This window comes from Micromonospora sp. NPDC004336, assembly GCF_053602615.1.
In genome coordinates this window covers 18170-28538 of sequence record NZ_JBSGDY010000004.1, presented here as the reverse complement: position 1 = coordinate 28538, position 10369 = coordinate 18170, and the positions used below count along the sequence as shown (strand labels likewise).

General features: G+C 76.0%; 12 protein-coding genes. 9 read left to right on the top strand and 3 right to left on the bottom strand.

Annotated features, from left to right (window positions below; translation table 11 throughout):
- Positions 1–147 precede the first annotated feature (147 nt).
- Entirely contained in the window at positions 148–741 is a 594-nt protein-coding gene (locus tag ACWENR_RS01795; RefSeq protein WP_452275173.1) for an FABP family protein, read from the top strand.
- A gap of 386 nt (positions 742–1127) precedes the next feature.
- On the opposite strand, the gene ACWENR_RS01790 is transcribed toward ACWENR_RS01795, so the two are convergent.
- Entirely contained in the window at positions 1128–1976 is an 849-nt protein-coding gene (locus ACWENR_RS01790; RefSeq protein ID WP_452275172.1) for an aminotransferase class IV, read from the bottom strand.
- Positions 1977–2185: 209 nt separating this feature from the next.
- Here ACWENR_RS01790 and ACWENR_RS01785 point away from each other — a divergent pair, with 209 nt between their 5' ends.
- The 4 genes from ACWENR_RS01785 to ACWENR_RS01770 all read left to right on the top strand — a co-directional run bounded on the left by ACWENR_RS01785 (position 2186) and on the right by ACWENR_RS01770 (position 5712).
- Entirely contained in the window at positions 2186–2614 is a 429-nt protein-coding gene (locus ACWENR_RS01785; RefSeq protein ID WP_452275171.1) for a Fur family transcriptional regulator, read from the top strand.
- Positions 2611–3723 (top strand): CAF17-like 4Fe-4S cluster assembly/insertion protein YgfZ, encoded by a 1113-nt coding sequence (ygfZ, locus tag ACWENR_RS01780; protein ID WP_452275170.1) that lies wholly within the window; start codon positions 2611–2613, stop codon positions 3721–3723. Before ACWENR_RS01785 ends, ygfZ begins: the two co-directional genes overlap by 4 nt.
- 92 nt (positions 3724–3815) lie before the next feature.
- A complete protein-coding gene (locus ACWENR_RS01775) occupies positions 3816–4658 on the top strand; it encodes a 3-keto-5-aminohexanoate cleavage protein (protein ID WP_452275169.1) in 843 nt (280 codons plus the stop codon).
- 94 nt (positions 4659–4752) lie between these two features.
- Positions 4753–5712, top strand: coding sequence for an asparaginase (locus tag ACWENR_RS01770; protein ID WP_452275168.1), 960 nt, complete (start codon positions 4753–4755; stop codon positions 5710–5712).
- A gap of 73 nt (positions 5713–5785) precedes the next feature.
- Here the strand turns inward: ACWENR_RS01770 and ACWENR_RS01765 are convergent, their stop codons facing one another.
- Positions 5786–6583: an alpha/beta fold hydrolase gene (locus tag ACWENR_RS01765; protein WP_452275167.1), complete on the bottom strand. Its 798-nt coding sequence runs from the start codon at positions 6581–6583 to the stop codon at positions 5786–5788.
- Between the two features lie 109 nt (positions 6584–6692).
- Here ACWENR_RS01765 and ACWENR_RS01760 point away from each other — a divergent pair, with 109 nt between their 5' ends.
- From ACWENR_RS01760 to ACWENR_RS01745, 4 genes are all read left to right on the top strand, one after another.
- The gene (locus ACWENR_RS01760) at positions 6693–7322 is read left to right on the top strand and encodes a helix-turn-helix domain-containing protein (RefSeq protein ID WP_452275166.1); all 630 of its coding nucleotides are present in this window, start codon (positions 6693–6695) and stop codon (positions 7320–7322) included.
- Positions 7322–8182 (top strand): hypothetical protein, encoded by an 861-nt coding sequence (locus ACWENR_RS01755; RefSeq protein ID WP_452275165.1) that lies wholly within the window; start codon positions 7322–7324, stop codon positions 8180–8182. The genes ACWENR_RS01760 and ACWENR_RS01755 overlap by 1 nt, the downstream gene beginning before the upstream one ends.
- Positions 8183–8253: 71 nt before the next feature.
- A complete protein-coding gene (locus tag ACWENR_RS01750; RefSeq protein WP_452275164.1) occupies positions 8254–8568 on the top strand; it encodes a DUF2516 family protein in 315 nt (104 codons plus the stop codon).
- A complete protein-coding gene (locus ACWENR_RS01745; RefSeq protein ID WP_452275163.1) occupies positions 8565–9452 on the top strand; it encodes an alpha/beta fold hydrolase in 888 nt (295 codons plus the stop codon). The genes ACWENR_RS01750 and ACWENR_RS01745 overlap by 4 nt, the downstream gene beginning before the upstream one ends.
- A gap of 206 nt (positions 9453–9658) precedes the next feature.
- Here the strand turns inward: ACWENR_RS01745 and ACWENR_RS01740 are convergent, their stop codons facing one another.
- Positions 9659–10354 (bottom strand): nucleotidyltransferase domain-containing protein, encoded by a 696-nt coding sequence (locus ACWENR_RS01740; protein ID WP_452275228.1) that lies wholly within the window; start codon positions 10352–10354, stop codon positions 9659–9661.
- Positions 10355–10369: the final 15 nt, after the last annotated feature.

Below are 10369 nucleotides of genomic sequence, written 5' to 3'. Positions count from 1 at the left end.
GCCCCGCAGTCGCGAACGAAGGTGGCTCGGTGAGCGCGAGGAGTGTGCCGGGTCTGCGAGCCCCGCAGTCGCGAACGAAGGTGGCTCGGTGAGCGCGAGGAGTGTGCCGGGTCTGCGAGCCCCGCAGTCGCGAACGAAGGTGGCTCGGTGAGCGACGAGAATCCCCTGCAGCCGCCGCCGTGGCTGAACGCGCCGCCGGTCGACCCGTACCCCTTCGAGGAGAGTCACGACCTGCGGGTGGGCCCGAAGCTGCACCCGTCGCTGGACGGCCTGCTGCCCTACGTCGGGGTGTGGCGCGGCCGTGGCCGGGGCGGCTTCCCCACCATCGAGGACTTCGACTACGCGCAGGAGATCCGGATCAGCCACGACGGCCGGCCGTTCCTGTTCTACGAGTCGCGCGCGTGGATCCTGGACGAGCAGAGCAGGCCGGTCCGTCCCGCGGGGCGTGAGGTCGGCTGGTGGCGGCCGGTGATGGACGGCGACCGGGTCACCGACGAGCTGGAAGCGTTGATGACCACCCCGACCGGGGTGATGGAGCTGCACATCGGCAAGCGCAAGGGCACCCAGCTCGAGTTCGTGACCGACGCGGTGGTCCGCACGGCCACCGCCAAGGAGGTTACCGCCGGGCACCGCCTCTTCGGCATCGTCGAGGGCGCGCTGCTCTACGCCCAGGAGATGGCCGCCGTCGGCCACGGGCTCTCCCCGCACCTCTCCGCCCGCCTCACCCGCGTGGCCGGCTGACCCCTACGCCCGTACGCCCGCGCCCGCCCGGCAGGCCCGCGCGCCCGGCACTCCGCGCGCCGCAGGCCTGGCACGCCCGCGCGTTCGCGTTGCCTCGGCACCCGCGTGGCCGGCTGACCGCACGCCCGCGCCCCGCCGCACCGGCGGGGCGCGACGGCGTCGGCCGCCGGACGATGCGGGCGGACGGTGCCCGGCTGGCGGACGGTTCTGCGCTGGCGGGCGGTGCCGGGCTGGCGGACGGTGCCCGGCTGGCCGACGGTGCCCGGCTGGCGGACGGTGCCCGGCTGGCGGACGGTGCCCGGCTGGCGGACGGTGCCCGGCTGGCCGACGGTGCCCGGCTGGCCGACGATGCCCGGCTGGCCGACGATGCCCGGCGGGCCCGGCGGTCAGGGCACGGGGAAGCCCAGCAGGGACTGGAGGGCGGGCGTGCGCGCGCAGCGGCGCAGCGGGACCGCGTCCAGGGTGCGGACCTCCGCCAGGCCCCGGACGGACGAGGTGAGCCAGACCCCGTCGGCGCGGCGCAACTCGGCCGGGGTGACCAGGCGCTCGTCGGCGCGCAGGCCCAGCGCGTCGGCGTGGGCGAGGAGCCAGGCGGCGGTCACCCCCGGCAGGACGCCGGTCTCGGCGGCCGGCACGGTGCAGAGGGTGTCGCCGGCCAGCCAGACCAGGTTGGCCGTCGGCCCCTCCAGGGCGTACCCGTCGGTGGAGACCCAGAGCGCGTCGTCCACCCCGTTGCGGGCGGCCCAGCGGCGGGCTGCGGTGCTCACCGCGTACGAGGTGGACTTGGTCCCGGCCGGCAGCCAGTCGAGCGCGGGGCGCGCCCGCGCCGCGACGCCGAGCGGCAGGGTCGCCACGGTGACGCCGTCCCGGCGGGCCGCCCGGGCCGCCGCCGGCACCTCGCCCAGCGTGGCGTGGACGCTCGGCGGGCCGCCGCCCTCGGGGCCCCGGGTGCAGACCAGCCGCAGCGCGCCCTCCGTCTCGGCGGGCCAGCCGGCGCTCACGGTCTCCAGCAGGTCGGCCAGCAGGCCGGCGGGGGGCAGCGCGAGCTCGACGGCCGCCGCCGCCCGGGCCAGCCGGGCCAGGTGCGCGTCGCGCAGCCACGGCCGCCCGCCCCGCAGGTGCATCGTCTCGAAGAGCCCGTCGCCGTGCAGCACGCCCCGGTCGTCGCCGCGCAGCACCGGCTCGCCGGGCGGCACCAGCCCGCGCCCCGGTACGGCGATCCTCGACGCCACCATGACCGCCGAGCGTAGCGGCGGACCCGCCGAGGGGCGGCCGTCGTGCCGCACGGCCCGGCGCGGCGGAGACGCCGAGGGGCGGCCGGCCCGCTGGACGGCCCGGCGCGGCGGGCCCGCCGAGGGGCGGCGGGCCCGCTGGACGGACGCCCGGCGCGGCGGCGGGCGGTCGAGCCGACGGCGGGCGCCTGCGGGCGAACTATGATCGAACGGTGTCCGAATCCTCCCTCGCGGAAATGCTCCGCGCCCGTGGGCTGCGGCTGACGGCGCAGCGGCAACTGGTCCTCCAGGCCGTGCTGGACCTGGGGCACGCCACCCCGGAGCAGGTGCACACAGCCGTCCGGGAGGTGGCCGCGGGGGTCAACATCACCACCATCTACCGCACGCTGGAGCTGCTGGAACGGCTCGGCCTGGTCACCCACACCCACCTCTCGCACGGTTCGCCGACCTATCACGCGGCCGGCGAGGACCAGCACGTCCACCTGGTCTGCCGGGAGTGCGGCGGGATCGACGAGATCGATCCGGAGCTGCTGCGCCCGCTGGTCGACCAGTTGGTGCAGCAGCGTGGGTTCCGGGTGGACGTCGGCCACGTCTCCCTCTTCGGCGTCTGCGGCCGCTGCGAGAACGGGGACCCGAAATGATCGACATCGCGGGCGCGGTGAGCGTCGAGAGCATCGACGAGGCCAGCCGGGACCAGCCCGAGCCGGCGCACGCGGCGGCGGGCGTCCGGGGGGTGGCCGCGCACTACGGGGACCCGATGCGCGAGCAGCGCACCCTCGACACCGCCGTCGGCCTGGTCGACCGTTCGCACCGGGGCGTCGTCGCGGTGCCGGGCGAGGAGCGGATCGGCTGGCTGCACACCCTCACCACCCAGCACCTGGCGCAGCTCACCGCCGGCCAGGGCACCGAGCTGCTGGTGCTCGCCCCGCACGGGCACGTCGAGCAGCACGCCATGGTGGCCGAGGACGGCGTCACCACCTGGCTCGACACCGAGCCCGGCGCGACCGCCGGCCTGCTGTCGTACCTGGAGCGGATGCGGTTCTTCAGCAAGGTCGAGCCGCGCGACGTGACCGCCGAGCACGCGCTGCTCTCGCTGGTCGGCCCGGAGGCCCCCGCCGCGGTGGAGACGCTCGGCGTGACCGGGCTGGCGGCGCCCGACGTGGTCGCGGTGCCGGGCCCGAAGTTCCGCTCCGGCGAGCTGCCGCCACGGCCCACCGCGCTGTACGACGTGCGGCCGCTGCCCGTCGGCGGCTGGGCGCGCCGGGGGCCGCTGGGCGTGGACCTGCTGGTGCCCCGGGCCGCGATGGAGCAGGTGGTCACCGAGCTGCGGGGCAACGGGGTGCCGGTCGCCGGGCTGTGGGCGTACGAGGCGGTGCGGGTGGCCGCCCGGCGGGCCCGCGTCGGGGTGGACACCGACCACCGGACGATCCCGGCCGAGGTGGACCTGATCGCCCCGGCCGTGCACCTGGACAAGGGCTGCTACCGGGGCCAGGAGACCGTGGCCCGGGTGCACAACATGGGTCGGCCGCCGCGCCGGCTCGTACTCCTGCACCTGGACGGGGTGACCACCGACCAGCCGCCGGCCGCCGGCACGCCGGTGACCCTCGACGGCCGGGCGGTCGGCTTCGTCGGCACCGCCGTGCACCACCACGAGCTGGGCCAGGTCGCCCTCGCCGTGGTCAAGCGCAACGTCGCCGACGACGCCCGCCTCCTGGTCGGGGAGACCGCCGCCGCGATCGATCCGGCCTGACCGCCCAGCAGCGAAAGAATCTCTTCTTCGCGGCTCCGCGGCCGGAAAAGTTCCGGTCGACTGGCTCGCTGACCTCGGTCTAGGATCCGGGCATGACGACAGGGACGTTGATCACGGTTGCCCCCACCGGCGCGGAGTCGGCCAAGGCGGAGGTGCCGGCGCTGCCGGTGACGCTCGACGAGCTGCTGCTCACCGCCAAGGAGTGCGAGGCGCTCGGCGCCGCCGTGATCCACGTCCACATCCGCGACGACGAGGCGAGGCCCACCCTCGACCAGGGGCGGCTGCGGGAGACCGTGGCGGCGCTGCGGCAGAGCACCGACCTGATCGTGCAGCTCTCCTCCGGCGGCGCGGTGACCGACCCGGAGGCCGACCGCCTCGCCGTGCTCGACGCCGGGCCCGACATGGCCTCCTGCACGATGGGCACGCTCAACTTCGGCGACGACGTCTTCCTCAACCGCTGGGAGTTCATCGTCGACCTGCACACCCGGATGCAGGAGCGCGGCATCGTGCCGGAGTACGAGATCTTCGACCTCGGCCACCTGACCGCGTTGCAGCGGCTGCTCGGCAAGTACGGCCTGCCGGCCGGCGGGCACGTGCACGTCGACTTCGTGATGGGCGTGCCGGGCGGGATGCCGGGCACCACGGCGACGCTGGTCGCCGCCCACCAGGCGCTGCGCGACCTGCCGGAGGGCACCACCTTCTCGGCCACCGGCATCGGCCGCAGCACCATCCCGGTCATGCTGGCGTCGCTCTCGGCCGGCGGGCATCTGCGGGTCGGCATGGAGGACACGGTGACCTACGCCAAGGGGCGCCCGGTCGAGTCCAACATGCAGCTCGTGGCCCGGGCGGTCGGCTTCGCCCAGCTCGCCCAGCGGCCGCCGCTGACCACCGCCGAGGCGCGCGAGCTGCTCGGCGTGCCCGCCGCCGGCCGGTAAGCGGCGGCGCTGCCCGCACCCCTGTACGCCGGGGCGCCGATGTCCTGGTCACCCGCCCGTCGGGGGCGGCCGGGCGATCGGTACCGTCCACACCGTGGGAAAGACGTACGAGGGCGGCGTGCCGCTCGCCGAGGTGGTCCGGTCCGGGTTCGTCGAGGGCGTGCACCGGGGCTCGGTGGTGGTGCTCGACGCCGACGGCGCGACGGTGTCCGGCGCCGGGGACGTGACCTCCCCGGTCTTCCCGCGCTCGGCCAACAAGCCGATGCAGGCGGTCGGGATGCTGCGCGCCGGGCTGTCGCTGGCCGACCCCGCCGACGTGGCGCTGGTCTCGGCCAGCCACGCGGGGGAGGACTTCCACCTCGACCGGGTCGGGGCGCTGCTGGCCGGCGCCGGGCTGGCCGAGTCGGCGCTGCACTGCCCGCCGGAGCTGCCGGTGGGCGAGGAGGCCCAAACCGCCGTGCTGCGCGCCGGCGGCGGCCCCACCCGTACGCGGATGAACTGCTCCGGCAAGCACAGCGGGATGCTGCTGACCTGCCTGGCGGCCGGCTGGCCGCTCGACGGCTACTGGCGCCCGGAGCACCCGTTGCAGCAGCGGCTCCGCGACGCGGTCGAGGAGTTCACCGGCGAGCGGGCGGCGGCGGTCGGGGTGGACGGCTGCGGCGCCCCGGTGCTGGCGGTGTCGCTGACCGGGCTGGCCGGGGCGTACCTCCGGCTCGTCTCGGCGGAGCCCTGCTCCGTGGCGCGGACGGTGGCCGACGCGATGCGCGCCCACCCGCAGATCGTCGGCGGCACGCAGGCCGACGACACCCGGCTGATGCGCGGCGTCCCCGGGTTGCTGGCCAAGGTGGGCGCCGAGGGGGTCATCGCCGCGGCGGTGCCCGGGGTGGGGGCGGTCGCCCTCAAGATCGACGACGGGGCGGGCCGGGCCCGGATGCCGGTGCTGGTCTCCGCCCTGCGCCGGCTCGGGCTGGACGCTCCCGTCCTGTCCGAGTACGCCGAGGTGCCGCTCTTCGGCGGCGGCCTGCCGGTCGGGGGCGTCCGCCCTCTGTGGTGACCGCCGCCGCTGTTCGGCGGCGGCCTGCCGGTCGGAGGCGTCCGCCCCCTGTGGCGACCGCCGCCGGCGGGCGTCAGGGGAGGAAGTCGAGCAGGGCCGCGTTGACCGGGCCGGGGCGCTCCAGCGGGAGCAGGTGGGCGGCGTCCGGCACGTCCGGCAGCCGGGTCGCGTCCGGCGCCTCGGCCGCGATCCGGTCGGCGAGCCGGCTGATGTCGGGCACGTCCGCCGCGCCGGCGGTGACCAGGACGGGCATCCGCAGCTCGCCGAGGCGTCCGATCGCGGGTGGGTCCAGCTCGGCGACGTCCACCGCGCTGAGGGCCAGCTCGGCGGCGAGCGCCCGCTGGTCCATCTCGCGGGCGAAGGCGACCAGCCCGGGGTCGACGTCCTCGGGGCGACGCCCGGGGCCGACGACCCAGAAGCGCACCTCACCGGCGGCGCTCGCGGCGAAGTCCTCCGGGTCGACCTCGCCCACCAGCGTCTCCCAGAGGTCGTTGGCCTCGTCGGACCACTCGTGCCCGGAGACGGCGCTGCCGAGCAGGGCGAGCGCGCTCACCCGGTCCGGATGGGCCAGCGCGGTGTTGACGGCGACCGCGCCGCCGAACGAGCAGCCGACCAGGGCGGCCCGGGGCAGGGCGAGCGCGTCGAGCAGACCGACCACGTCGTCGTGGTGGGCGAACGGCGTGGACGGCAGCTCCGAGTCGCCGTAGCCGCGCAGGTCCAGGGCGATCACCCGGTGCCGTTCGGCCAGCGGGCCGAGCTGTTCCCGCCACATCCGGCGGTCCGCGATTCCCGCGTGCAGCAGGACGACCGGACTGCCGCTGCCGATCTCGTCGTACGCGAGCCGCGCGCCGTTGACTTCGATCTTGTTCACCGGTGGACCGTACGGACGGCGGAGCGGCCAACGCAAGTACGGATGAGACGTTGCTAACTCCGGTTAGCGTTTCGCTTGCAAAAGTTAGCAGGGGTGTTAGCGTCGAGTCATGGCCACTGGTAAGGACCTTCCCGACGTCGGCGGGTTCATTCGCGACCTGCGCCGCAACGCGAAGATCTCGCTCCGGCAGCTCGCCGAGCAGGCGGGGGTCAGCAACCCGTACCTCAGCCAGATCGAGCGCGGCCTGCGCAAGCCGAGCGCGGAGGTGCTCCAGCAGCTCGCCAGCGCGCTGCGGGTCTCCACCCCGGCGATGTACCTGCGCGCCGGCCTGCTCGACGACAGGGAGGGGCAGGGAGTGCTGGCGGCCATCGCGGTCGACCCCGAACTGACGATGGCGCAGAAGCAGTCGCTCACCCAGATCTACGAGACGTTCCGGCGTGAGAACGCGCGGCTCGCGGAGGCGACCGGGCAGGCCGCCGACGCCACCGGGGACGACACCGGCCCGGGTGTCACGCCGAGCGGCTCCGGCGCGGGCGCGCCGTCGGCCGCCGAGGCGGCGGACCTGGCCAGCGCCGCCGCGACCGGACCCACCACGCCGGCGGGCACCCCGACCGAGGCGGTCCTCGAGTCGGTGGCCGTCACCGAGGCCGGCCCCGCCCCCGCTCCGACCGACACCCCCGCGAAGAAGGCCGCCGAGGCGGTCCGGAAGGCCGCCGACGCGGCCGAGGAGGAGAAGTGATGACCCAGCCGAAGACCCAACGCATCCCGGCCCCGATCTACGCCGCCGCCGGTGCCGGCGAGCTGGCTCTCGAGCAGCTCCGCAAGCTCCCCGCCGTGGTGAGCGGCCTCGGCACCAGGTTCGTCGCCGAGTTTGGCGGCAAGGCCGTCGTCACCGGCGTCGAGCTGCGCCAGAAGGCCAACGAGACGCTGCGCACGGCGAACCTGACCGCCAGTGGCCTGCGGGAGAAGGCTGTTCCGGCCGACCTCGACCTGAAGCGCCTGCGCGAGGCCGCCGACCTCAACAAGCTGCGTGAGGTCGCCGACCTGGACAAGCTGCGTGAGGTCGCCGACCTCAACAAGCTGCGCGAGGCGGCCGACCTGGACAAGCTGCGCGAGGCGGCGATCCGCAACGCCGCCGTCGTGGTCGCCGGCGCGCACGCCGCGCAGGAGCGGGCGCAGGCCGCGTACGTCGCCCTGGTCGCCCGGGGCGAGCGGGTGGTCGGCGCCGGCGTGCTGGAGGCCGCCGAGACGGTGAACGCCGACATCGAGGCCACCGAGGCCGAGACCGAGCCGACCGCCACCGTGCCGGCCCAGCCGACCGCCGCCGCGCCGGCCCAGCCGACCGCCGCCGCGCCGGCCCAGCCGGCCGCCACCGCGCCGGCCCAGCCGGCGACCCCGGTCACCGCCGAGGCGTCGGCCCCGGTCACCGCCGAGGTCCCGAGCCCGGCCGACGTGGCCGAGATCGTGGAGGCCAAGCCGGCCGCCGCGAAGAAGGCGACCCGGGCCCCCCGGGCCACCAAGGCCGCCGCCAAGCCGGCCGCCACCCCGTCGGCGAAGCTGCCCCGGGCCACCAAGCGGACCCGCCCGGCCGCCGAGTAGTCCCGCTGCGCCGGCGACCCCGGAGGCGTCCTGTCGGACGTTTCCGGGGTCGCCGGCATAAGCTTGCCGTCATGGCCCACGCCGCGCCGCTCTTCGCCTTCGAAGTCCGCTACGTGATCGAGCTGATCCTGCTCGTCTTCGCGTTGATAGTGCAGGGCGTCGCCCTGGTGCACGCCATCACCCAGCGCTCCGACGCCTTCGCCGCCATCGGCACCCTGCCCAAGGGCGGCTGGATCGCCATCCTGGCCGTCTGCCTGGTGCTGACCCTGCTCGGCTTCGGCCCGATCAGCCTGTTCGGCCTGATCGGCATCGCGGCGGGCCTCATCTACCTGCTCGACGTCCGGGTCGGCCTGCGCGACCTGAGCGACGGCAGAGGGTCCTGGTGAGAGGTTTCCGCTGGCCGCCCCCGCCGGACGGCGGGCCCCGCACCTGGGGCCCGGGACCGGGCGCCCCGCGCACCGGCCGGCCGGCCCTGCCCGAGCCGGAGACCGAGCTGGTCGCCACGCCGCACGGCGTAGGGCTGGAGCAGCTCGTCACGGGGGTGGGTGACCCGGTCACGGTGTTCGCCCACGGGCTGGGCAACGGCATCGCCACGACCCGGCCGTTCGGCAGCGGGGTGACCGGTCGCAAGCTCTTCTTCCAGTTCCGGGGGCACGGCCGCTCCGACGCGCCGCCCGGCCCGTGGAGCTATCTCGACCTCGCCCGCGACCTGCGCGCGGTCGCCGATCTGGGCGGCGCCACCCGGGCCTTCGGCGCCAGCCTCGGGGCGGGCGCGCTGTGCCGGCTGCTCGCCGAGAGCCCCGAGCGCTTCGAGCGGCTGGTCTTCTTCCTGCCCGCCGTGCTGGACCAGCCGCGCGGCGAGGTCGCCCGGGCCCGGCTGACCGCGTTGTTCGACGCGGTGGAGAGCGGCGACGCCTCCGCCGTCGCCGACGTGGTCCAGGCCGAGCTGCCGCCGGCCGTACGCAACACCCCCGCCGGCTGGGCCTACCTGCGGCAGCGGCTCGACCAGCTCCTCCGCGACGGGCTCGCCCCCGGGCTGGCCAGCCTGCCCGAGCAGGCGCCGCTGCGCGACGCCACGTCGCTGGCCGCGGTCACCGCGCCCGCGCTGGTGATCGGCTGCGTCGGCGACGACCTGCATCCGGCCGAGGTCGCCGAGCAGCTCGCGGCCGCGCTGCCCCGGGCCACCCTGCACGTGTACGACCGGCCCGGCGTCCTCTGGAGCGACCGCGCCGACCTGCGCGGCCGCATATCCGACTTCCTCAACGGCTGACCCGCCCCGACGGGGGCGTCCGCCCGCTTCGCGGCATCCGGACTCCTTCCGGAGAGTGGGCTTCCGCGTGGGCGGAGGGGACTACTTCCGGGAAAGAGTGGGCTTCCGCGCGGGCGGAGGGGACTACTTCCGGGAAGTTGCGGGGATCTTGGCTGTGTGGCGGTCGAGCCTTCGCGCCGAGAAGCCGCCCTGGCCGCCTGGCCGGGTCACCGGTTGGTGGACGCGGGCGGCAGGTGGGCGGCGCGGACGTCGAGCAGCCAGCGTTCCGCGGTGGCCTCGTCCGGGCGGTCCGGCAGCGGGGAGCGGGTGCGGTCGAAGTCGCGTTCCGCCTCGGCGAGCAGCGCGCGCGCCTCGCCCAGGTCGCCGCCGGCCACCCGCTCGCCGAACGCCCGGAACCACTCCGGGTCGGCGAGCCGGATCTCCAGCACGCCGGTGGCGTGGAGCAGCCGGCCCTGGTGCACGAGCCGGGCCAGGTGCCGGGCGTGCTTGGCGGTACGCCGCCGGGTGTCGGCCGAGAACGTACCGTCGCCCCGGGACTCCAGCTTGCGGAACTGCTGGCCGGCGTAGCCGAGGTAGGCGGCGCGGACGCGCGGCGCGCTGAGGAACGCCGAGCGGATGCCGATCAGCCGGTCGCCGAACTCGGTACGCGTCTCGTAGCAGTCGTCCGGCAGCCAGGCCAGCTCGGTGGCGGTCGGGTTGCCGCCCAGCGCGAGCCGGCACCACTTCGCGGCCTCGTGCAGGGTGATGTCCGGGTCGGTGGTCACCACCGACTCGCGGGGCGGGCGCAGGCCGTGGAAGGCGACGGTGGGCGCGGCGAAGACGCCGATCCGGTCGACGTCGGAGCCCGCGCCGGCCAGCCCGTACGCGACCGAACCGACGACGCCGGAGAGCAGCAGGTGCATGCGGGCGAGCATGAC

What these genes read in the sequence shown, in the direction of transcription:
- ACWENR_RS01740 (WP_452275228.1), bottom strand. Translation starts at nt 10,354, where the DNA reads ATGCACCTGCTGCTCTCCGGCGTCGTCGGTTCGGTCGCGTACGGGCTG.
- ACWENR_RS01755 (WP_452275165.1), top strand. Translation starts at nt 7,322, where the DNA reads ATGACCCAGCCGAAGACCCAACGCATCCCGGCCCCGATCTACGCCGCC.
- ACWENR_RS01775 (WP_452275169.1), top strand. Translation starts at nt 3,816, where the DNA reads ATGACGACAGGGACGTTGATCACGGTTGCCCCCACCGGCGCGGAGTCG.
- ACWENR_RS01790 (WP_452275172.1), bottom strand. Translation starts at nt 1,976, where the DNA reads ATGGTGGCGTCGAGGATCGCCGTACCGGGGCGCGGGCTGGTGCCGCCC.
- ygfZ (WP_452275170.1), top strand. Translation starts at nt 2,611, where the DNA reads ATGATCGACATCGCGGGCGCGGTGAGCGTCGAGAGCATCGACGAGGCC.
- ACWENR_RS01750 (WP_452275164.1), top strand. Translation starts at nt 8,254, where the DNA reads ATGGCCCACGCCGCGCCGCTCTTCGCCTTCGAAGTCCGCTACGTGATC.
- ACWENR_RS01760 (WP_452275166.1), top strand. Translation starts at nt 6,693, where the DNA reads ATGGCCACTGGTAAGGACCTTCCCGACGTCGGCGGGTTCATTCGCGAC.